The organism is Acinetobacter sp. G18 (assembly GCF_052660225.1).
In genome coordinates, this window is record NZ_CP109658.1 from 1,709,513 (window position 1) to 1,729,885 (window position 20,373).

General features: G+C 36.1%; 27 protein-coding genes. 10 read left to right on the forward strand and 17 right to left on the reverse strand.

The annotated features are described in order from the left end of the window. Nucleotides 1-50 precede the first annotated feature (50 nt). Complete coding sequence (locus NE363_RS08165; protein WP_346789463.1) at nt 51-911, reverse strand: alpha/beta hydrolase family protein; 861 nt, start codon at nt 909-911, stop codon at nt 51-53. 137 nt (nt 912-1,048) lie between these two features. Between NE363_RS08165 and NE363_RS08170 the strand changes: the two genes are divergently transcribed. Continuing rightward, nucleotides 1,049-1,504, forward strand: a complete 456-nt coding sequence (locus NE363_RS08170) for a hypothetical protein (protein ID WP_191109482.1) — start codon at nt 1,049-1,051, stop codon at nt 1,502-1,504. 37 nt (nt 1,505-1,541) lie between these two features. Here NE363_RS08170 and NE363_RS08175 read toward each other — a convergent pair whose 3' ends face one another. From NE363_RS08175 to brnQ, 3 genes are all read right to left on the reverse strand, one after another. Next, nucleotides 1,542-1,787 carry a hypothetical protein gene (locus NE363_RS08175; RefSeq protein ID WP_004701257.1) on the reverse strand — a complete coding sequence of 82 codons (246 nt, stop codon included), beginning with the start codon at nt 1,785-1,787 and terminating at the stop codon, nt 1,542-1,544. Nucleotides 1,788-2,045: 258 nt separating this feature from the next. Continuing rightward, complete coding sequence (locus tag NE363_RS08180; protein WP_002050687.1) at nt 2,046-2,465, reverse strand: GlcG/HbpS family heme-binding protein; 420 nt, start codon at nt 2,463-2,465, stop codon at nt 2,046-2,048. A 191-nt stretch (nt 2,466-2,656) separates the two neighbouring features. Beyond that, nucleotides 2,657-3,958, reverse strand: coding sequence for a branched-chain amino acid transport system II carrier protein (gene brnQ, locus NE363_RS08185; RefSeq protein WP_019458757.1), 1,302 nt, complete (start codon nt 3,956-3,958; stop codon nt 2,657-2,659). Nucleotides 3,959-4,310: 352 nt separating this feature from the next. Here brnQ and map point away from each other — a divergent pair, with 352 nt between their 5' ends. Then, nucleotides 4,311-5,105, forward strand: coding sequence for a type I methionyl aminopeptidase (gene map, locus NE363_RS08190; RefSeq protein ID WP_004701262.1), 795 nt, complete (start codon nt 4,311-4,313; stop codon nt 5,103-5,105). A 54-nt stretch (nt 5,106-5,159) separates the two neighbouring features. On the opposite strand, the gene NE363_RS08195 is transcribed toward map, so the two are convergent. Beyond that, the gene (locus NE363_RS08195; RefSeq protein WP_039250583.1) at nt 5,160-6,062 is read right to left on the reverse strand and encodes a LysR family transcriptional regulator; all 903 of its coding nucleotides are present in this window, start codon (nt 6,060-6,062) and stop codon (nt 5,160-5,162) included. 243 nt (nt 6,063-6,305) lie between these two features. Here NE363_RS08195 and NE363_RS08200 point away from each other — a divergent pair, with 243 nt between their 5' ends. Next, nucleotides 6,306-6,629: a hypothetical protein gene (locus NE363_RS08200; RefSeq protein WP_049065685.1), complete on the forward strand. Its 324-nt coding sequence runs from the start codon at nt 6,306-6,308 to the stop codon at nt 6,627-6,629. A 46-nt stretch (nt 6,630-6,675) separates the two neighbouring features. Here the strand turns inward: NE363_RS08200 and grxD are convergent, their stop codons facing one another. Beyond that, nucleotides 6,676-7,017: a Grx4 family monothiol glutaredoxin gene (gene grxD / locus NE363_RS08205; protein ID WP_002120913.1), complete on the reverse strand. Its 342-nt coding sequence runs from the start codon at nt 7,015-7,017 to the stop codon at nt 6,676-6,678. A gap of 227 nt (nt 7,018-7,244) precedes the next feature. On the opposite strand from grxD, the gene NE363_RS08210 reads away from it, so the two are divergent. Continuing rightward, nucleotides 7,245-8,453 (forward strand): aspartate aminotransferase family protein, encoded by a 1,209-nt coding sequence (locus NE363_RS08210; protein WP_445536231.1) that lies wholly within the window; start codon nt 7,245-7,247, stop codon nt 8,451-8,453. A gap of 52 nt (nt 8,454-8,505) precedes the next feature. Here the strand turns inward: NE363_RS08210 and NE363_RS08215 are convergent, their stop codons facing one another. The 3 genes from NE363_RS08215 to NE363_RS08225 form a co-directional block, all read right to left on the reverse strand. Beyond that, on the reverse strand, nt 8,506-8,937 hold the full coding sequence (locus NE363_RS08215) for a CBS domain-containing protein (protein ID WP_004701271.1): 432 nt from the start codon (nt 8,935-8,937) through the stop codon (nt 8,506-8,508). 136 nt (nt 8,938-9,073) lie between these two features. Beyond that, the gene (locus tag NE363_RS08220; protein ID WP_004701273.1) at nt 9,074-9,448 is read right to left on the reverse strand and encodes a DUF2750 domain-containing protein; all 375 of its coding nucleotides are present in this window, start codon (nt 9,446-9,448) and stop codon (nt 9,074-9,076) included. Nucleotides 9,449-9,773: 325 nt separating this feature from the next. Further along, nucleotides 9,774-10,007 carry a hypothetical protein gene (locus NE363_RS08225; RefSeq protein WP_002121063.1) on the reverse strand — a complete coding sequence of 78 codons (234 nt, stop codon included), beginning with the start codon at nt 10,005-10,007 and terminating at the stop codon, nt 9,774-9,776. 215 nt (nt 10,008-10,222) lie between these two features. Between NE363_RS08225 and NE363_RS08230 the strand changes: the two genes are divergently transcribed. The 6 genes from NE363_RS08230 (at nt 10,223) to NE363_RS08255 (ending at nt 14,502) form a co-directional block, all read left to right on the forward strand. Beyond that, nucleotides 10,223-10,582, forward strand: a complete 360-nt coding sequence (locus NE363_RS08230) for a hypothetical protein (RefSeq protein ID WP_004701275.1) — start codon at nt 10,223-10,225, stop codon at nt 10,580-10,582. A 100-nt stretch (nt 10,583-10,682) separates the two neighbouring features. After that, entirely contained in the window at nt 10,683-11,009 is a 327-nt protein-coding gene (locus tag NE363_RS08235) for a hypothetical protein (protein WP_004701277.1), read from the forward strand. Between the two features lie 107 nt (nt 11,010-11,116). Then, the gene (gene ftsY / locus NE363_RS08240) at nt 11,117-12,223 is read left to right on the forward strand and encodes a signal recognition particle-docking protein FtsY (RefSeq protein WP_019458763.1); all 1,107 of its coding nucleotides are present in this window, start codon (nt 11,117-11,119) and stop codon (nt 12,221-12,223) included. 187 nt (nt 12,224-12,410) lie between these two features. Beyond that, a complete protein-coding gene (locus NE363_RS08245) occupies nt 12,411-13,007 on the forward strand; it encodes a nitroreductase family protein (protein ID WP_004701282.1) in 597 nt (198 codons plus the stop codon). Nucleotides 13,008-13,229: 222 nt separating this feature from the next. Continuing rightward, nucleotides 13,230-13,901 (forward strand): YccT family protein, encoded by a 672-nt coding sequence (locus NE363_RS08250; protein WP_039250578.1) that lies wholly within the window; start codon nt 13,230-13,232, stop codon nt 13,899-13,901. A gap of 76 nt (nt 13,902-13,977) precedes the next feature. After that, complete coding sequence (locus NE363_RS08255; RefSeq protein ID WP_445536232.1) at nt 13,978-14,502, forward strand: GNAT family N-acetyltransferase; 525 nt, start codon at nt 13,978-13,980, stop codon at nt 14,500-14,502. Nucleotides 14,503-14,512: 10 nt separating this feature from the next. Here NE363_RS08255 and NE363_RS08260 read toward each other — a convergent pair whose 3' ends face one another. The 8 genes from NE363_RS08260 to NE363_RS08295 form a co-directional block, all read right to left on the reverse strand. Continuing rightward, complete coding sequence (locus NE363_RS08260; RefSeq protein ID WP_445536368.1) at nt 14,513-14,812, reverse strand: cyd operon YbgE family protein; 300 nt, start codon at nt 14,810-14,812, stop codon at nt 14,513-14,515. Further along, a complete protein-coding gene (gene cydX, locus NE363_RS08265) occupies nt 14,813-14,914 on the reverse strand; it encodes a cytochrome bd-I oxidase subunit CydX (protein WP_002120988.1) in 102 nt (33 codons plus the stop codon). A 13-nt stretch (nt 14,915-14,927) separates the two neighbouring features. Further along, entirely contained in the window at nt 14,928-16,073 is a 1,146-nt protein-coding gene (gene cydB / locus NE363_RS08270; protein WP_445536233.1) for a cytochrome d ubiquinol oxidase subunit II, read from the reverse strand. Then, nucleotides 16,070-17,656, reverse strand: a complete 1,587-nt coding sequence (locus tag NE363_RS08275; RefSeq protein WP_445536234.1) for a cytochrome ubiquinol oxidase subunit I — start codon at nt 17,654-17,656, stop codon at nt 16,070-16,072. Before NE363_RS08275 ends, cydB begins: the two co-directional genes overlap by 4 nt. Continuing rightward, complete coding sequence (gene cydP, locus NE363_RS08280) at nt 17,656-17,850, reverse strand: cytochrome oxidase putative small subunit CydP (protein ID WP_004701293.1); 195 nt, start codon at nt 17,848-17,850, stop codon at nt 17,656-17,658. Before cydP ends, NE363_RS08275 begins: the two co-directional genes overlap by 1 nt. A 369-nt stretch (nt 17,851-18,219) precedes the next feature. After that, nucleotides 18,220-18,828: an OB-fold-containig protein gene (locus NE363_RS08285; protein WP_004701294.1), complete on the reverse strand. Its 609-nt coding sequence runs from the start codon at nt 18,826-18,828 to the stop codon at nt 18,220-18,222. A gap of 25 nt (nt 18,829-18,853) precedes the next feature. Continuing rightward, complete coding sequence (locus tag NE363_RS08290; RefSeq protein ID WP_004701295.1) at nt 18,854-19,162, reverse strand: Rieske (2Fe-2S) protein; 309 nt, start codon at nt 19,160-19,162, stop codon at nt 18,854-18,856. Nucleotides 19,163-19,178: 16 nt separating this feature from the next. Continuing rightward, nucleotides 19,179-20,183 carry an adenosine kinase gene (locus NE363_RS08295; RefSeq protein ID WP_049066492.1) on the reverse strand — a complete coding sequence of 335 codons (1,005 nt, stop codon included), beginning with the start codon at nt 20,181-20,183 and terminating at the stop codon, nt 19,179-19,181. Between the last annotated feature and the right edge of the window lie 190 nt (nt 20,184-20,373).

Here is a 20,373-nt window from a genome sequence, read left to right on the forward strand (position 1 = left end):
AAAACCTCTAAGTAGGATTACTGACTTAGAGGCGAAAATAAAACCAGTGATTAATGATTAATTTCTTGTTCTAAAATAGACCAAAGTTTTTGATGTGATTTTTTGAATAACAACATATGGCCAATTGATTTATATCCTAAATCTTTTGGATTAAGTTCAATCATTTTTTTATTTGCATTTGGATATAGACTTAATAATTCTTTTACATTGTATTTGGTTGCAATCTCATCGTCATCAGCCCAAATCGCAGTAATTGAACACTGAATTTCTGAATGAAAATCATGAAAAATAGTCTTGCCGATGGCATTTTTGACATATCCGGGATGGCTACAAAACTCTCGCCATTGTTGAGCAACTTTTTTAGGTAGGTTTTCTCCCATACCAATGAATTGAGTTGCGCCATATCCTTTAACGAGACTAGAAATAGGGAAGATAAGATTAAACATCACTGGCGCTAGAAACTTAGTTTTTCCTTTAAGACCTTTAATATTTCCTGTTGAACATGCAACGGCTATAACTTTTGCGACTTTATTATAATTAGGCACGACTCCAAGTAATTGTCCGCCAGCACTGTGTCCAATAAGAATAACCTGATCTGCTCCAGTTTTAATTAATAGAGTATCAATGGCAGCTGGTATATCGAATATGCCCCAATCGGTAATGCTTGCACTACTTTGCTTTAAAGTACCATGTAATGATTCACCAATTCCTCGGAAGTCAAAACTCAATACATCGTGGCCTTGTTGGCTTAACCACGCCGCAAAGGAGTGATAAAAGTTTTTAGTAATACCCGTTGCTGGACAAATAAGAATAGGGTGGTCAGCTTTCTTTTCTTGAGCAGGATAAAATTGTGCTGCAAGTTGATAGCCATCTTTACAGGTAATCCAAAAAGATTCAAAAGTCTTATCCATATATTTAAAGCTAATTATTTAATCATTCATCTTAATGTACATGAGTTCTGAAAAGGCACTTGATTAAAATGTGACTATAAAGTCAAGATTTATGTTATACAGCTCTTCAAATTTTAATAAAACGAATAAAGGAAATGATGGAAATATCGAAAGCTGTACAGTTGGCTATTGTCTTTAGTGGTGTCTTTTTATGGATAGGAATGTTAACAGGAGTATGGAAATATTGGCAAATTCGCCGTTCTGAATTAAGCCGTGCACATTATTATGTAGACATTGCACATAGAAGTAGTTTGCTTTATGCAGCAGCTACACTCACTTTGGCTGCATTAAGCTATTTTACGGTTTTAAGTGAAGATATTGCTCTATGGTGTGTATTTGCAAATATACTATTTTTTAGTTTCTCAATTTTAGTTTATATCATTCATGGTTTTTTGCAGGATACGAGCAATCAGTTTAAACAACCACATAGGTTAGGGCATTTAAGTTTACCGACATGGTTGATGACTTTAATGATGATTGCTTTAATTATTACTGAGTTATTAGCCACCGCTATTTTACTAATGGGAACCATTCTATTATTTTTAGGTAAATAAAAAATGGATGATCGCTCATCCATTTTTTTAAATTCTATTATTTCTGTCGACTCATTCGTCTTTTAGCTAATTTTCGCATTTTGTGATCGACAAAGGCCCATACACAAAATACAAAAGAAACAACCATGGCGTATACAAAGTACTCGGGTTTCAGATTCCCTTTAATCATACCTTGAAACAGTAAAGTGAGCATAAGAGCAAGCGTGGTTACTCCATACACAACTGAATCTTTACTGTTCAGAGTGTTAATGAAGACTTGTTTGTTGAAATGTAATGATAACATCTCCATCCCTCCTTGTGGTTGCGCTAAAACCAAATGTTTTAGTCAAGAATAAGTTTAATGTTGTACTTGTATTTTTAGCTTAATTCAATAGTCAATTGAAAAATTTTTGAACAGTTTTATGAAAACCTCTATATTTATAAATAGTTAAGGTATAAGAAAGGTAAATATTAAATATTTTTGTATAAAATACTTAATATTTTAGAAAAGAGAAATTTATAGGTGAAAAGTATAATAATTTCTCTTTTCTTTAAATTTACTTTAGTTGCTTTGTTTCTTTAAAAACACATCAATTGCGTGTTGTGCAATTTCGGCATCTTCAAAAGATTGGACACCAGAAACACCAATTGCGCCTAAAATCTGGCCTTCATAAATAATCGCTTTTCCGCCTTCTAGCATACCTTTAGCACTTGGCAGACTTAAGAAACCAAGACGGCCATTTTGAAGAAGTTCTTCGTAAAATTTTGAAGGGCGGCCGCTCATTGATGAGCATTTAGCTTTTTCTAGACAGATATGTGTACTGAGAGGAGAAGCGCCATCTAGACGTTTCATAAGTAATAAAGAACTTGTTTCATCAACAATAGCGATACTAACTTTAAAGTTATGTTCTATTGCATATTTTTGAGCTTCTTCCATTAAAAACTCTGCATCTGCTAATGTCAGATAATATTTACTTTTCATTTATGCTCTTCTTTCCTGAGTAAGCTAAAAATTATTTTAGTGTAATATTACAGTAAAAATTAATTATATCTATAGTTGAATTGTCATCAAATACTGGTGTTTGAAATAAAATGCTGGTTGGGTAAACGCAGCATTTTATTCGATATATAAAATCATGTTTGGGTAAAACTCGATTTCAAAAAAACACCAGATTAAATGTTTTTATGTTTAACTTTGTCGATAAGGGTTGTTACCGCAAGAACAATTAAGGATGGGATCAGCCATGCTAGGTTTTGTTCATTTAATGGTAAATGCTGAAGGAAAGTAGGAAGATTATCTCCAAAACCTGCAACTTTAAGCCCATCGATGATTCCGAAAATGAAAGCAATACTTGTTACCGAACCAACAATAAAAGACGGCTTATGCCAAAATTTCCAGAAGAAGCTAAGCATAATCACCACAATAGCAGGTGGATAAATTGCACTTAAAACTGGAACAGATACGGCAATCAGTTTGGTCAATCCAAGATTAGAAATAATGAAAGAGAAACCAACTAGAATGAAAACTAAAAGCTTATAAGGTAACTTGGTCAATTGGGCAAAATATTCACCACATGCACAAGTTAAACCAATTGCAGTCACCATGCAGGCTAAGAAAATGAGGCCAGTTAGGAATAATGAACCCATATTACCAAAAGCATGTTGAACATAGGCATGTAAGATTACAGCACCATTTGCTGCATTTGGTGCAACTTCGTGGCTACCCAAACCTAATTTAAATAAGCTTAAGTAAACTAAAGTAAGACCAACACCTGAAATAAGGCTAGCAATAATTGCATATTTGGTTACTAGTTTGTTATCGGTAACACCACGCGAGTAAATTGCTTGAATAATTACAATACCAAATACTAAAGCGCCTAAAGTGTCCATAGTGAGATAACCATTTACGAAACCTTCTGAAACAGGAGAGTTCACGTAATGATTAATAGGCGCAGGAACATAGCCCGAAGGAATCATAACCGCTGCAATTCCTAAAATTGCGAGAGCAATAATTTTTAGGGGAGCGAGTACATGTCCAACAGTATCTAAAAGCTTATTTGGATATAACGAAACTACAGTTACAAAGGAAAAATAGATTGCGCTATAGATTAAAAGGCTACTACTTGATGTTCCAAAATATGATGAAAAACCGATTTCATATGAAACAGTTGCAGTACGTGGAGTCGCAAATAAAGGACCTACTGATAAATAACAAACAACAGTTAAAATCAGACTTGCTATTCGGCCTAAAGGAGAACTAATAATTTCAATGGAACCCTGCATGCGAGAGAGTGCCATAATCGTAATAACAGGTAGGCCAACTGCAGTAATCAAAAATCCTATGGCTGCCAACCATACATGATCACCTGCTTGTTGAGCGACAATGGGAGGAAAGATAATATTGCCAGCTCCAATAAAGAGCGCAAAGGTCATAAAACCTAAAGCAATAATATCTCCAGTACGAAGTTGTTGCATAAATCAAATTTAAGAAAAAAGAAAGAATTTTAGAGCAAACGAGAGCATGATCAAGCGCTATTTTATGTGAAAAAGCTTTTTTTCCGACCTTATAAATCATTCAGAGATATGAAAAATATCAAGTGGTTAAGTTATCTAGTTGAAAAACCTTTGAAAGAAATAAAGAAAAGATTTTTTATATCTGACTTTTTAAGAAAATTATGTAAAAATAAAAATATCAATTTCTATTATGAATGTTGAATATTTGGGCATTTACAGCTTCCTGCCTACTCTACATCCGTTCTAAAATATTCGAAATTAACTTACATTTTTGTAGACATGGTAAAAGCAATGTCTACGAGGATAAAATTGAATGAGAGCTTCTACTGTTACAATTAAAACTGAACAAGACCTGGAAAAATTGCGGATTTCTGGCCGTTTGGCTGCACAAGTTTTAGAAATGATAGGTGAGTATATTAAACCCGGTGTAACAACCGAATATTTAGATAATATTTGTAATGATTACATCGTAAATACCTTAAAAGTGATTCCTGCCAATGTGGGTTACCACGGTTTCACAAAAACAATATGTACCTCAGTTAACGAGGTGGTTTGTCATGGTATTCCTTCACCAAATAAAATTTTAAAAGATGGTGACATTATTAATATTGATGTAGCGATTATTAAAGATGGCTACTTTGGTGATACAAGCCGTATGTATTATGTGGGCAATGTCAATCCACATGCCAAAAAACTAGTTGAAACAACTTATGAGGCAATGGTTGCCGGTATCCACACAGTTAAACCTGGGGCGACTTTAGGCGATATTGGTTACGCTATTCAATCAGTTGCTCATCGCGAAGGGTATAGCATTGTTCGTGAATATTGTGGGCATGGGATTGGTAAAGTCTATCATGAGCAGCCTAATATTCTGCATTATGGGCAACGTGGACAAGGATTAGTTTTGAAGAAAGGTATGGTCTTTACGATTGAACCTATGGTGAATGCAGGGAAACCTCAAGTTAAAGAATTAAACGATGGTTGGACGGTTATTACTCAAGATCTTTCTTTATCTGCCCAATGGGAACACATGGTTGCTGTTACAGATACAGGTTTTGAATTGTTGACACCATGGCCAGAAGGTGTGGGAAGCTATCCGAAAATTTAATCGCTAAAAGTATAAAAAGTTCGATGTCTCATCGAACTTTTTCATTTTTTCATATTATGAATGCTCGGAAAGATGCTCTACCAAATAGTCAATGAATACGCGTACTGCTGGAAGCAATCCTCTACGAGACGGATAAACTGCATGAAATATACCATGAGCCGCTTTCCAGTCTGGCAAAATTTGTACAAGCTGACCGGATTTCACAAAATCTTCAGCAGCTGTTTCTGGTAATAAGGCAATACCGCAATTTTGACTTGCAAGTTGGGCAAGCATATAAAGGTTGGTTCCCATCACAGTTGGACTGACTTTGACTTTTTTCAATTGGTTGTCTGGTCCATGTAAAGTGAATTGTTGGTCTAAATGCTCTTCAGATAGACTTAAAATACGATGCTCACTCAGTTGTTCTGGCGTCTTGATATTGCCAAATTCATTTAAATAAGCCTGACTTGCAAATAGACTTTGCTCTATAAGTGAAAATTGTCTTAATACTAAGCTTGGATCATCATCTAATTTAGATCTGACACGTAAAGCAACATCAATACCTTCATTAATAACATCAACACGGCGGTTACTTACGATAAGTTGTAAGCGTATTTCAGGATATTTTTTTAAAAAGGCTGGCAAAATTTTAGGTAGTTGGTTTTGGGCAATATCTACAGGAACACTTACTTTGACCACACCTCTAGGTTGAATACTTAAGTGGTCGACTAGATCATGAGCAGCTTGAGCAGCATTCATCATGACTTGAGCATGTCTATAGATATCCATCCCGATATCGGTAACAGCGAAATGGCGTGAGCTGCGTTGTATTAAACGGACTCCTAAATTTTCTTCTAAATTATAAACACGACGACTTAATTTTGATTTTGGGATGTCAGTAACACGTTCAGCGGCGCTAAATCCACCATGCTCAACAACAAGGGCAAAACAATAAAAATCATCAAGATCGGTGAGCATTAAAATATCCTATTTATGCAACACTAAAGATTTTACATTATTATTTTTGCAACGATAAAGTTTGATTTTAATTTTTTGTAAAAAGCATATAAAAAGGGCTCGAAAAGCAAATTCAAACGGTTTGAAATGCAAATGTAATGACGTTGAAATTGTTTTGTGTGTCGTTTTTCGAATTAAAAATCAAATATGGTGTTCATACGTTATTTTTCATAAAATATATTTTTATCAAATTTTTTTTAAAGTATGTCTTACCAGTTAGTTGAATTAAAAGATGCAACTGCAAATATTCTTTGCCCAATTTGTAAGCTTGCAGTTATTGATTGGTCACAAGAGCAATACGTCCAACCTTGTGAACATACATTGTTCATTGCAATGGATTTAGGCTTTGAATTTGTGGCTGACCGTTTTGAAGAATCTATGAATCAAAACGTAGATGAGTTACATGAAGATCCAAATATGAATGTTTTTGAAGCGATAACGAGCACATCATATAAAAATTTGACTATTTTAAAATCAGATCTTGGTGTTGATGGTTTGTTCCGTTATGTCGGCATAAGTGATTGTTAATTTGATGGGTATAAAAAAGCCAATCTTTCGATTGGCTTTTTTATTATTAAGCTTCTGGAGCTGCGCTATATTGTTCAACTAATGGTTTTAATTCGCCATTTTGGAACATTTCAAGCATGATATCGCTACCACCGATAAGTTCGCCATTTACCCATAGCTGTGGGAAAGTAGGCCAGTTTGCAATTTTTGGTAAAGTTGCACGAATATCAGGGTTTTCTAAGATGTTCACATATGCGAATGGACGACCAATTTGACTGAGCGCCTCTACTGCACGTGCAGAGAAACCACATTGTGGAAACTGTGGAGTGCCTTTCATGTAAAGTAAAACGGGATGCTTCGCAATTTGATCGCGAATTAACGCTTCAGTATCACGTGCTTGTTCAGTCATATGTAGATCCTCAACTAATCTTGCAGCATTATAGGGGGTGTTCACATTGGTTTGCAAACCACCTTGCTGTCTAAAGTTGCATAGAATATTCAATATTTTATTGTATAAACCGAAGTGATAGTAAAAAGCAGACGAAATTTTAGATAAATGAGTGATGAGACTTTCCATCAGCGCAAGTTTTTGCTTATATAAACCCTTCTTAAAACCTCATACAGACAGAGTTCGTGATGACTGATATTACCCTAGCTCCAGTACAACCTGATCAACCAACACACTTAATGGCTACTTATGGTCGCCAAGCGATCAGTTTTGTCCGAGGCCGAGGGGCATATCTATACACACAAGATGGTACAGAATATTTAGATGCATTAACGGGTATTGCTGTCTGTGGTTTAGGACATGCTCATCCTGCTATTGCTGAAGCAATTGCTGAACAAGCAGCAACGCTCGTACATACCAGTAATTTATTTGAAATTCCTTGGCAAACTGCTGCTGCTCAGAAGCTTGCTGAAGTTTCTGGTATGGAAGAAATCTTCTTTTCAAATAGTGGTGCCGAGTCGAATGAAGGTGCAATCAAAATTGCTCGTAAATTTGGTACTCAACAAGGTATAAGTCTGCCAAAGATTATTGTAGCTGAACAATCATTTCACGGTCGTACTTTGGCTACACTTTCTGCAACTGGTAACAAGAAAGTACAAGATGGTTTTGCTCCTTTAGTAGAAGGCTTTATTCGAGTGCCATTTGGTGATATCGAAGCGATTCAAGAAGCTGCTCTACAACATCCAGACATTGTTGCTATTTTGATTGAGCCGATCCAAGGTGAAGGTGGTATTAATACTGCGCCACAGGGATTTAGCTATTTAGAAGAAGTTCGCCACCTTTGTAATCAGCATAACTGGTTGATGATGTTAGATGAAATTCAAACTGGTAATGGTCGTACTGGTAAATACTTTGCATATCAACATACCAATATTATTCCAGATGTTTTAACCACTGCTAAGGGATTAGGGAATGGTTTTCCTGTGGGTGCTGTAATGACCCAAGGTAAAGCTGTAGGGTTATTAGGGCCTGGCAGCCATGGGTCGACTTATGGTGGTACGGTATTGGGTTCTCGTGTGGTTTATACAGTAATTGATACAATCCAGAAGGAAAATGCTGTCGAAAATGCGGCACTGGTAGGTAATTATATTGTTGATCAATTACGTGCTCAATTAGCAGATAAAGGCGTACAAGTGCGCGGTTTTGGTATGATGATTGGTATTCAATTACCTAAAGATTGTGCTGAACTCGTTGCGATTGCTCGTGATGAATACAAGCTTATTATTAATGTAACAGCAGGTTCTGTAGTTCGATTATTACCTCCAATTAATATGACCCAAGCTCAAGCTGATATTTTGTTAGAACGTTTAGTTACTTTAATTACCAATTATCTTTAAGTTTTAAAGGCAATAAAAATGGGCGATTAACGCCCATTTTTATTTTGTACGTTTAGCCAGAAATATATTGCTTTAATTGTTCAATTAAAACTTTTTGGTCTTCCATTGCTGCTTTAACTAAGTCACCGATTGAAATAAAACCAACTAGTTTTCCATTTTCTAATACAGGTAAGTGACGTAAATGACGATCGGTCATGAGCTGTAAACATTCTTCAACTGTATTGTTTAGGCCTACAGTGATTACTTTTGCTGTCATAATTTCAGCAACTGTTGTGCTATAAGACGAGCGTTCCATTAGAGTTACTTTTCGAGTGTAATCACGCTCAGATAGTATTCCAACTACTGTTTCACCCTCTGCTACGACTAAAGCTCCAATTCCTTTTTCAGCCATAATCGTGATTGCTTCAAGGACAGTTGCTTCGGGTGAGATTGTGAAAATAGCTTGTTGTGATTTGTTCTTAATTACTTGTGCAACGATAGTCATTTCTTCTGTCCTGTTGTTTTATCATTTTGATTTAAATTAGCCTGATTTTAGAAAATTGCAAAGACTTGATAGTCACTCAAATACAAGTTTTATGCTCAAGCGTTCAAAAAGCACTCTATATGTGGTGGCTTAAAAATTAAGCTACCTGCCATTTAGGATGATTAAAAAAGAAATGATGCATTTGCTGAGTAGATAGCTTTAACTTGCGGTGAGATGAATTAAACAAAGCAGGGGTAACTTTTAACCGTGTTAAGGTTGGTAGTAGAGATTCATGGAAGTCTTTTGGAGTGATTTTTCTAGGTTTGTAATTAGGCCAGTGAGTTTTAGCATATCGATGCGCCTGAACTCCATTTAACCAAAACGGGAAAATGAAATCTTCCTGATCCGATTTAATGGCCCATCCTTCATCAAATAGTCCCCAAAGAACCCCGCAGTACATCATGGTTCTTAAAATATAAATCTTGATCATCAAGTCTTTAGAAACCGGTTGTAGATTACTTAAATTATTCATTTTTCAATTTAAAGGTTTTAACTTATCTAGCTCATTATAAGAGAATCACATGACATTTCAGTTTAAACAGGTGTCAAAACGTAAACAAATATTGATGACTAGAAATATCAATGATAAATACCAAATGAAAATATTGTTTTCCTGGTTATTGAAGAATCTTATTAGGCTTATGATTCATTTGTTTTTTTATAGAGGTAAAAAAAAACGCCACCTGAGCAAGACAAAGCGACTAAAGCTTTGGCGAAGCGCAAGAAAAACAACAGCTAAATTTGTCTATATCGAATTTTTTACAGGTATAAAAAAACGCCACCTAAGTGACGTTTCTTTATGCTTGCATGGTGGCCAGTTTCTGCCAATATTGTGCTTTCAGGGAGTCACGTTCAACACGGAAACCTTGATAGTATAATTCTGCTAAGAATAGTGCAGCTTTACCGTGACCAGCACGAGCAACTTCTTCTAACTGTGCAACTGCATCTTGGAAATTCATTTGAGAGTGAATTGTGTTAACCGCAGTTGCGTATACATGTTCTAAATCATGATGAGAGATACGTTGAATCATATAAAACTCCTTATTGTAATTATGATTACTTTTTCTAAAGGTCGCTGCCTTTAATCTAATTTAACTTAGAATTGTTAAACTAATATTACAGATTAATTGATTTGTCAACTATTGATCAGCTTTCTTTATTTCACTATTAGGATACATGATTAAACATTATTCGCAAATAATTTTGAGTAAAATCAATATGAGAATAAAAGACAAGGAGAATAACTATGACAAATACAATCGATGGCTTTGTTTTTGATACTCCTCCTAAAGAGGACCAAATAATAGAGCTTGCTCATTATCATCGTAAATTATTAGACGAAGCAATTTTTCATCAAGAAATACATTTAGGTGATTATTGTTTGGCACAAAGGAAACGCGTTTTTGATTATGCTAGCCAATTAGATCCTAGTCAAAAAGCTCAGTTCTATAATATATATGACGGTGAGCTCAGAAAAATTGCAGATGAAGATGAATTGCACCCAGCAGATGCAGAAGAAGGTTTGAGCATTTTTGCTATGTTCCTTGTTTTAGTGATTATTGCTGCAATTTTATACTTCTCTGTAATTCGATCTCTAATCAGCTAAAGTTTGCGATCCAGTAGGGATAAAGAATATTAGCCTTACTGGATTTTGATCTTGTGCTGAAGTGCATTGAACCCTACACTACATAAATTAGAGGTAGGTCATGCTCACATTCAAACAAAATTTTCTTAAATTAAAGTCTGAGTTAAAGGCAGAGCAATGTTTTAATCTAGTTGTGATTATTATTATTGCCTGTATTTTTGTACTTTCTTATTTAGCATTACTTCGTCCTGTCAATTCAGAGCAATACCAAAGAATTGTACAACTTTCTCGACAGGCGACTTATCCTAGAACTCAGGATATGGCTGAGTTGATTATGACTCAATCTGAGATTCATCGAGCAGAGTATCTGAAATTAATGCATGCTTATCAATTTGAACACAATCATATCAAAGAATATCCAGCATTAGCGCAAGAAGATACTCAATAAGTATTGTCTTTATTTCAAAAAGGTTTTGCTCGTTATTGGAGCAGGCAAAAACTTGAATTTATGCTAAACTTTCCGTTTTTTAACACGCTGCTTTTCAAGGAATCGGCATGCAACAACAATCGAATATGCAAAATAAATTCTTGATAGATGCTGAGATCGGGGATGACGATGTCACATTGCCTAATTTACCTGCTATCGATGTTCCTATCGTTGAATCACCTGTTAAGCAAGAAGTAAAAGTTGAAGAAGCTGTTGAAACTGCACCTTCTTTAGAATCAGAAAAGCCAAAATCTGGTTTCTTTGGACGAATGAAAGATGGTTTGACTAAAACCCGTCGTAATTTCACTGATGGTATGGTTAACATCTTAATTGGTGGTAAAGAAATTGATGATGAGTTGCTTGAAGAGGTGGAAGAGCAGTTATTGGTTGCTGATATTGGTGTTGAAGCAACCAAAACAATTATTACCAACTTGACTGAACGTACCGCTCGTGGCGATTTGATTTATTCACATTCACTTTATAAAGCTTTACAAGAAGAGTTGGTTGCTTTGCTTGCGCCTCGTGTTAAGCCTTTACATATTGACCCAAATAAATCGCCATATGTGATTTTAATGGTTGGTGTGAATGGCGTTGGAAAAACAACGACAATTGGTAAACTTGCTAAGCGTTTACAAGGCGAAGGTAAAAAAGTAATGCTAGCTGCAGGTGATACATTCCGAGCAGCTGCTACTGAACAATTGCAAATTTGGGGTGAGCGTAACGATATTTCTGTTGTTGCTCAAGGCCACGGTGCAGACAGTGCTTCGGTTATTTTTGATGCTTTTGAAAGTGCGCGTGCAAAAGGTATTGATGTACTAATTGCTGATACGGCTGGTCGTTTACATAACAAAAGCAACTTGATGGAAGAGCTTAAGAAAGTTAAGCGTGTTATGCAAAAAATTGATGCAACCGCACCGCATGAAATTATGTTAGTAGTGGATGCTGGTACAGGGCAAAATGCAATTAACCAAGTACAAGAATTTGACCAAGCAGTGGGTTTAACTGGTATTACTATTACTAAGTTAGATGGTACTGCCAAAGGTGGTGTACTGTTCAATATTGCAAGCCGTACTCATGTACCAATTCGTTTTATTGGTGTTGGTGAAAAAATTGATGATTTAAGACCGTTCTCGGCGAAATCGTTTGTAGCAGCATTATTTGAAACAGAAAAATAATGTCTAGTTAAGTTGATAAGACCTCACAAAATAGTGAGGTTTTTTTATATTAATATCTTTTTTTATTGTTGCGAAAATAAAACGAACTGTCATATTTTTAATGCTGATTATAAGAAATGAGTTTCATAGACTATATTCATTCCCAAACAACGACCAATGGTCAATCAAATAGGTAGGAAATAACAAAATGTCTACTTTCTTAGATAAAATTAAAAACCGTCGTACTATTTATGCAATTGGTAAAAATGTTGCATTAGATCGCACTAAAATTGAAGAAACAATTCGTGAAGCGGTTAAACATAGTCCATCATCATTCAACTCGCAATCTTCACGTGTAGTGACACTTTATGGTGAATCACATGCTAAATTTTGGAATTTAGTTCGTGAAGCATTACGTAAAATTGTTCCTGCAGATTCTTTTGCTGGTACAAATGCGAAAATTGATAGTTTTGTTGCTGGTGTTGGTACAGTATTATTTTATGAAGATCAAGCTGTTATTAAAAGCTTACAAGAGCAATTTGAATTGTATGCAGACAATTTCCCAGTTTGGTCTGAACATTCAACTGCAATTGCTCAGTTCGCAACTTGGACAGCACTTTCAGAGCTAGGCTTAGGTGCTTCTTTGCAGCACTATAACCCAATTGTTGACGCAGATGCTGCTGCTGCATTTGATGTACCTGCAAATTGGAAATTACGTGCTCAGTTAGTATTTGGTTCTGTTGAAGCTCCTGCTGGTGAGAAAGCATTTATTAGCGATGAAGATCGTTTTAAAACATTCAACTAAGTTTAGTTGATGAAAAGAGCACCTTGTAGGTGCTCTTTTTTTATGCTTGAAAAATGGGTTGTAACTTTGTTTTAAAATAGATAATGACTAAAATTCAATAATATATTTTAAAAAAATTAAGGCTAAGTTTGTATAAATAAAGCTTGTCATAAAATGGTCATAATCATGTTGCATATTGCTCATGTTTTTACAAACTATTAAATATTATAGAGACGTGAACAGATGACTTTAAGATTAAGTGTTGCTGCGATTGGTTTATTACTCAGCGGTTCAGTATTTTCAGCAGTTACAATTACAGCACCAGAGGAAATTGTAATCCTTGCGGTGAATGGTCAAGAAGTCAACTCTGGATTATTTCGTTCTTCTAAAAATAGTTACAAAGTCGATGCCGGCGAAACAAACTTAAGTGTACGTTATCAAGAATATTTTGAACATTTAAATGGTGAGCACGATATCGTTAAGTCGGGCGTGGTTACAATTCAAACACCAACATTAAAAGACGGCCAAACTTATAAGCTGGCGATGGTTGATGTGCCAAAAAAATATGAGCAAGCAAAGAAATATGCTGAGCAACCAACAGTGGCTTTATATAATTCAAATAATGAACTAGTTGTTCAGCAAACTGGTGCAAACAACGAAGCAAAACCTTGGTTTGCAACTGGCTTGTTGGGTAAGGTAGCAGACTTTACAACAAAACCTTCTAAACCTCAGCCTCAAGCTGTTTATGCTGCTGCCAAGCCATCTACTTCTCAAGTTACTACATCTGTTGCTGCAACGGTTCCTTCGACAGGTGCTGCGCAAAGTAATGATCAACGGTTGGTTGAAGTGTGGCAGAAATCTTCTAAAGCTGAGCGTCAAAAATTTATGGCTTGGTTGGCAGAACAATCAAATTAAATTATTGCTATTCAAAATAAAGCCGATTTAATATCGGCTTTATTTTTATAATATTTTAAATAGCCTAAGTATATTTATGATGAACTTAAATTTCCGTCTAGCAGAATTGAGTGACATAACGTCACTGGTCGATTTAATTAATCAATCGTATAGAGAACAACAAGGTAGAAGCTGGACAACTGAAATTGAATTTGTAAAGGGGCAACGTATTAGCCAAGAGCAACTAGAACAGCAATTAGAGTTGTCTAATTCATTACTAATAGTTGCAGAAATAGATTCTTCAAAAATTGTTGCGTGTATCGGGTTAAATTTTCAGGATAATAATGTTGAGATTGGAACGTTCTGTACCGATCCTAATTTACAGAACATGAAAGTAGGCCGCTGTGTTTTGGAATATGCAGAACAGTTTGCTTTGCAAAAAGTCCCTGAATTAGACAGTGCGATCATGTATGTATTAGATGTTCGTTCAGAACTGATTGCTTATTATGAAAGACGCGGATATACAAAAACAGGTCATGTAGAACCATATCCATATGAAGCAGATGTTGGATTCCCTCTTGTGCCTATACAACTGATTGAAATGAAAAAGGACCTCAAATGAGGTCCTTTTTTTAGGTTAAAAACCAGATGTAATAGCCTAACAGCATAAGAGGCCAAGCTATCCATGGGCTAAATAACCATTTCCATAACCAGAAGTGCGGTACGAAACCAACACCGTAGATAAACCCTCCGGAAATTCCCACCATAACCAGCATAAGCTGACTATGGTTGTAGTGTCCGTTTGCATCTAGCATCAGTGAAGGATGAACCAATAAAATTGCAGCAAGCGGCAATGCCAACAGAAATGAAATGGCCATTGCAAATACTTGAGCTTTTCGTTGATTTGATGTTGTCATTGCATTTGCCATGATCTATTCCTCATCTAAATCTTGATGATGTTCGATATAAAGCGCACTGAGTACACCCGCAAAACATGCCATCAAAATTCCAAGAATCCATGCGAAATACCACATATGCTTCTCCTTATTAGTACAAGCTGTGCGAGTTTGACTCGATATGTTTATTGGTAATCACGCCCCACATTTTGTAATACGACCAAGTGGTATATATCAAAATGATTGGAACAAATATACAAGCAGCAACTGTCATAACACCTAAAGTACGATGACTTGATACAGCATCCCACATTGTTAAGCTAGAGTTCGGATTAACACTCGATGGTAACAAAAATGGGAAAAGAGCAAACCCAGCAGTTAAGATTGCACCTACAATCATTAAGCTTGTTCCAGCAAAACTTAAACCCGCTTTTGCTTTAGATGCGGTAAAGAGTGCGATAACTGCCCCTAAAATTGCGAGAACTGGAGCAACTTTAGTGATTGGGTAGTTACTGTAATTGTTCATCCAACCAGGGTTATTATTTGTGATGACTTGTTTCGCCAAAGGATTAAGGGCAGCATTTGGATCAATTGCGGCTGCATAGCTATAACCTGGTACTTGACCGAAGTACAACCATGCACCAATGACAAGGAAACAAATTAAGAATACTGCTGCCATAATTTGTGTGGCTTTAGCAGAACGTTGTTTTAAAGCGCCGTCTGTACGTAGCATTAGCCAAGCACCACCATGCGCACACAACATAGATAAACTAACAATACCGCAAACTAAGGCAAATGGGTTAAGAAGAGCAAAGAAGCTACCTGAATATTCAGAGCGCAATGTGCTATCTAAACTAAAAGGGATACCTAAGAATAAATTACCGAACGCTACACCGAAAACTAGAGCAGGCACTGCACCACCTATACATAGTCCCCAATCCCAAGAGTTACGCCATTTTGTATTTTCAAGTTTAGAACGATAGTCAAAACCTACTGGGCGTAAGAATAAGGCAAATAGCACAAGTAATAAGGCCCAATACATTCCCGAGAATGCAACTGCATAAACCATTGGCCATGCAGCAAATAAGGCACCACCTGCAGTAATAAACCAAACCTGATTTCCATCCCAGTGCGGTGCAATAGTATTAATAGCCGCACGGCGTTCATTATCAGTTTTACCAACAAAAGGCATAAGTGCCATTGAGCCCATATCGAAGCCATCGGTTAAAGCAAACCCGATGAGTAATACTCCAACTAACACCCACCATATGATTTTTAGGAGTTCGTATTCAATCATGATAAAGCCTCCCCATTAACAGCTGCTTTTGTCTCTTGCTTTTCAAAATGATATTTACCAGTGTGAAGTGAGCTTGGTCCTAAGCGAGCAAATTTAATCATTAAGTACATTTCAATAATAAGCAGGACAGTGTAGAACGCTGCTAACGCGATGATAGAGCCCCATACATCACCTGTACTTAAACTCGAAGTTGATAAGTGAGTTGGTAGAATTTCACCAATAGACCAAGGTTGACGGCCACCTTCAGCAACGAACCAGCCTGTTTGAGCTGCAATCCATGGAAGTGGTAACGCAAACAATGCATATTTGAGTAACCACGGTTTATTTTCAGCATTTCTTTTTGCTACAGCCCAAGTGGCTAAAATGAAAAGAAGCAACATTAAGAAACCAGAGGCCACCATTGCACGGAATGAGAAGAATAGAGCAGTCACATTTGGAATGGTGTCTTTAACAGCGGCTTGAATGTTTTGTTCACTTGCATCCACGACATTTGGTGCGTATTTCTTAAGAAGTAAGCCATAGCCTAAATCTTTTTGATTTTTTTCAAATGAAGCTAATAATTCTGGTGAGCGGTCTCCAGCACGTAGTTTTTCAAGTTCAGCATAAGCAAGCATACCGTTACGAATACGGACTTCGTGTTGTTGCATTAAGTCTTTTAGACCAGTGACTTCTTTGGTTGTTGAGCGAGTTGCAATTAGACCTAATGCATAAGGAATTTTAACTGCATAGTCTGTTCGCATTTCTTCATGGTTTGGCACACCAAATAAAGTAAATGGAGCAGGAGCAGGGTGAGTATCCCATTCTGCTTCAATTGCAGCGAGTTTAGTTTTTTGTACATCACCTAGTTCATAACCAGACTCGTCACCAAGCAAAATTACTGAAAGTGTAGAGGCAAGACCAAAAATGGCAGCAATCGCGAATGAACGGCGGGCAAAAGGCAGATCACGTTTTTTAAGTAAGTAGTAACTTGAAATTGCGAGTACGAAAATTGCACCTGTTACGTACCCAGCAGAAACAGTATGTACAAACTTAACCTGTGCTACAGGGTTAAAAATAAGTGCACCGAAATCTACAAGCTCCATACGCATTGTTTCAAAGTTAAATGCTGCACCTACAGGGTTTTGCATCCAACCATTGGCAACTAAAATCCAGAGTGCTGACATATTAGAGCCAAGGGCAACTAACCAAGTAACCCCTAAATGCTGTACTTTACTCAGACGGTCCCATCCGAAGAAGAATAAACCGATAAATGTTGACTCAAGGAAAAATGCCATCAAGCCTTCAATTGCTAATGGGGCACCGAAAATATCACCAACATAGTGTGAGTAATATGCCCAGTTTGTTCCGAATTGGAACTCCATGGTGAGGCCAGTAGTTACACCTAAGGCAAAGTTAATACCGAATAGTTTTCCCCAAAATTTAGTCATATCCTTGTAAATTTCTTTACCCGATATAACGTAAGTGGTTTCCATAATAGCCAGAATGAATGCAAGGCCTAGGGTCAAGGGTACGAAAAGAAAGTGATACATTGCGGTCATCGCAAACTGGAACCGCGAAAGATCAACCACGCTTTCAGAAATCATCAACGTGTCTCCTTAATATGGGAAGTATTATCGCCAGCAATATGCTCAGCGACTTGATTGTCGAAATTTTTGGGGATGGTGGGAGCATCAAACCAAATATGTTTGATTGTTAAGAGAAGCACGACTTTAATTATTAGAATAATCGTGATTTCTCTAACTAATTTGGCATTAATATCTAGATTTTTAAGGCTCATAAAATAAACCTCGATACATATTAATTTTATTATTAATCAAAATATATTAAAAATAAACAATAAATATATTTTAAATAAAAACTTAATTATATTTTTTATGTAAAACAAAAACTTATTTGTTTAAATAATTTAAAATAAAATATCTTACTAAAATGGTTTGGATTGATTGTTAAATCCAACTAAAACACTTGTAAATAATAAAAATTAAATCCAACTAAAATACTTGGTTATTTTTTATTCTGAGTGTTTTGGTTGGTTTAAAATAAAAAATGAACAAATAGAAGGGAGTGGATATGACTCAGTTAAGAAAGAGCATCCATAAAAAATATTGTTTTGATAAATCTTAAAAAGGGTATAAAAGTATAAAAATTAGTCTGGTGCAAATAAGTCGTTGGACATCGAAATCTTTTTTGCAAGATAGTGGCTTTTTTGAACTCTCACTAAAATCACTTGTGAATATAATTCTAATTCACCATATTCTGGTTCAACTTGAACATAATGTAGTTGACCAAATTCATCTCTTACGCGTGCTTGAGCTGAAAAACCTGGTCTAGCACTGCCGCTTGAGATAGTTGCTAGTCGTCCTAACAGATTGTAATTGGTGTGAGTGAGCTTTGGTTTAATCACTTGGTCAAGACAGTGGATCATGAATACAGTAAAAAAGATTGCGATGACCAGTGCAGGAATAATTAAATAAAAAGGAGTAATAAAGTAATGCTGTATTGCAAAGAAAGAGAGTTGTAAGAAATAACCTGCAAAGCTGAAATTAATAAGTAAAAAAACGAAAATTAGAGCTTTAGAAAATTTAACATTTAGTAATGGTGAGTTAGTAAGCCAGTCGGGTGCAATTTTTTTAAGTAGTTGGCTTGGACGTAATCCAATATACATACCAATGGTTTCTACCACGCTGAGCAATATCAAAGCCACAACACTTAAATGGAATGGCATAAGATAATAATTAAAAAAGAAATCAGCCATGGTAGAAACTCTAATGTTGATGATCTTAGTCTACGATATAAATACCGCCATCTGAATGGACTTTAATCTCAACTTTATTTAAAAAATCACCTAAACAAGGACCTGATATACATTCACCAGTTTCCACGTTAAATAAAGCGCCGTGAGTAGAACATTGAATATATTCTTGGTCTTGATCTAGAAATTGATTTTCTAAGTATTCAAGTTCTGTTTGCAAATGTGGGCATAAATTCTGATAAGCATAGAATGAGCCATCACGCTGTGTAATGAAAATAGTCGTTCCTTGTAAAGTGTCAAAAGCTCTAGCTTCACGCTCAGGAACTTCTTCCGTCATACAGATCCTTTCCATTTCAAGCACATTCCTTCTGAAAATTTTCAAGAAGTTTAGCATAGTCATTAATGGCTAAACGAGGACCAAATTGAGACACAACTTCACTAGAAATTAGGATGGCTAACTGTGCAGCAGCATTTAAATCTTCGTGATGGTTTAATGCATAGAGGAATGCGCCTGCAAAAGCATCACCAGCGCCATTTGTATCTACAGCTTCTACGTGACGACCTGCCACATGAAAATGTTGCGTAGGGTTTGCAACTAAAGCACCTTTTGCACTTTGTGTAATCACAATGGTGTGGTTTTTAAAGCGTAATTGAGCAAGTGCATCTTCTACGGTAGTCGTATTGGTATACATTAAAGCTTCTTGTTCATTACAGAACAATAAATCTACACCATCATCCATCAGCTCTTCTAGGCCTTCACGGGCATATTGAACCATTGCAGGATCTGATAAAGATAAAGCGATTTTAACGCCGTGAGCTTTTGCAATTTCTCGTGCTTGTTTTACTGCTTTACGAGCTGTTTCACTTGTAGAGAGGTAACCTTCAATATAGAGCCATTTTGCTGTTTTTAACGGCTCAAAATCGATTTGATCATGAGAAAGTTCAGCCGTAATACCTAAATAAGTATGCATGGTACGCTCAGAGTCTGGGCTAATAAGTACCATACAGGTACCTGTTACACCTTCACTGATTGACTTAGGAGTGGTTTGGATGCCAGCTTCGTTTAGACCTTGTAGATAAATTTCGCCCAATTGATCATGACCAACACGACATCCATAAAAAGCGCTACCGCCTAATGCACTAAAGGCTACAGTTGTATTTGCTGCAGAACCACCACTTGCTTGACCTTTGTAATCTTGAGTTTGCTTTAATTTTTCATATAAAGCAGATTGTGTTTCACCGTCAGACAACTGCATGGTGCCTTTTTGTAAGCCTTGCTGACTAAGAAAATCATCAGACACTTTAAATTCTTGGTCGATTAATGCATTACCAATTGCAAAAAGATCTACAGTTGCCATATGTGTTGTCACAGAGTAAAAAATCAGATTTATAAGTTTACACCATTGCTCACCTTTGCTGTAGTTTGTTGAATAAAATTCAGGTAATTCAGCGGTTAGCAGACAAAGTATGTTTTGGCTAGGCTATTGAAATAATCCTTTTAATAAATATTATCAATTAATAATGATTCTTGATAATATTTACAAAGGT

Coding starts and splice junctions, on each gene's coding strand:
- cydP (WP_004701293.1), bottom strand. CDS start 17,850: ATGAGCCTTAAAAATCTAGATATTAATGCCAAATTAGTTAGAGAAATC.
- NE363_RS08285 (WP_004701294.1), bottom strand. CDS start 18,828: ATGGCTGATTTCTTTTTTAATTATTATCTTATGCCATTCCATTTAAGT.
- NE363_RS08255 (WP_445536232.1), top strand. CDS start 13,978: ATGATGAACTTAAATTTCCGTCTAGCAGAATTGAGTGACATAACGTCA.
- NE363_RS08215 (WP_004701271.1), bottom strand. CDS start 8,937: ATGACTATCGTTGCACAAGTAATTAAGAACAAATCACAACAAGCTATT.
- NE363_RS08165 (WP_346789463.1), bottom strand. CDS start 911: ATGGATAAGACTTTTGAATCTTTTTGGATTACCTGTAAAGATGGCTAT.
- NE363_RS08210 (WP_445536231.1), top strand. CDS start 7,245: ATGACTGATATTACCCTAGCTCCAGTACAACCTGATCAACCAACACAC.
- NE363_RS08250 (WP_039250578.1), top strand. CDS start 13,230: ATGACTTTAAGATTAAGTGTTGCTGCGATTGGTTTATTACTCAGCGGT.
- NE363_RS08275 (WP_445536234.1), bottom strand. CDS start 17,656: ATGATTTCTGAAAGCGTGGTTGATCTTTCGCGGTTCCAGTTTGCGATG.
- NE363_RS08175 (WP_004701257.1), bottom strand. CDS start 1,787: ATGTTATCATTACATTTCAACAAACAAGTCTTCATTAACACTCTGAAC.
- brnQ (WP_019458757.1), bottom strand. CDS start 3,958: ATGCAACAACTTCGTACTGGAGATATTATTGCTTTAGGTTTTATGACC.
- NE363_RS08180 (WP_002050687.1), bottom strand. CDS start 2,465: ATGAAAAGTAAATATTATCTGACATTAGCAGATGCAGAGTTTTTAATG.
- NE363_RS08225 (WP_002121063.1), bottom strand. CDS start 10,007: ATGATTCAACGTATCTCTCATCATGATTTAGAACATGTATACGCAACT.
- cydX (WP_002120988.1), bottom strand. CDS start 14,914: ATGTGGTATTTCGCATGGATTCTTGGAATTTTGATGGCATGTTTTGCG.
- map (WP_004701262.1), top strand. CDS start 4,311: ATGAGAGCTTCTACTGTTACAATTAAAACTGAACAAGACCTGGAAAAA.
- NE363_RS08195 (WP_039250583.1), bottom strand. CDS start 6,062: ATGCTCACCGATCTTGATGATTTTTATTGTTTTGCCCTTGTTGTTGAG.
- NE363_RS08235 (WP_004701277.1), top strand. CDS start 10,683: ATGCTCACATTCAAACAAAATTTTCTTAAATTAAAGTCTGAGTTAAAG.
- NE363_RS08220 (WP_004701273.1), bottom strand. CDS start 9,448: ATGAATAATTTAAGTAATCTACAACCGGTTTCTAAAGACTTGATGATC.
- NE363_RS08245 (WP_004701282.1), top strand. CDS start 12,411: ATGTCTACTTTCTTAGATAAAATTAAAAACCGTCGTACTATTTATGCA.
- cydB (WP_445536233.1), bottom strand. CDS start 16,073: ATGATTGAATACGAACTCCTAAAAATCATATGGTGGGTGTTAGTTGGA.
- NE363_RS08290 (WP_004701295.1), bottom strand. CDS start 19,162: ATGACGGAAGAAGTTCCTGAGCGTGAAGCTAGAGCTTTTGACACTTTA.
- NE363_RS08200 (WP_049065685.1), top strand. CDS start 6,306: ATGTCTTACCAGTTAGTTGAATTAAAAGATGCAACTGCAAATATTCTT.
- ftsY (WP_019458763.1), top strand. CDS start 11,117: ATGCAACAACAATCGAATATGCAAAATAAATTCTTGATAGATGCTGAG.
- NE363_RS08230 (WP_004701275.1), top strand. CDS start 10,223: ATGACAAATACAATCGATGGCTTTGTTTTTGATACTCCTCCTAAAGAG.
- grxD (WP_002120913.1), bottom strand. CDS start 7,017: ATGACTGAACAAGCACGTGATACTGAAGCGTTAATTCGCGATCAAATT.
- NE363_RS08295 (WP_049066492.1), bottom strand. CDS start 20,183: ATGGCAACTGTAGATCTTTTTGCAATTGGTAATGCATTAATCGACCAA.
- NE363_RS08170 (WP_191109482.1), top strand. CDS start 1,049: ATGGAAATATCGAAAGCTGTACAGTTGGCTATTGTCTTTAGTGGTGTC.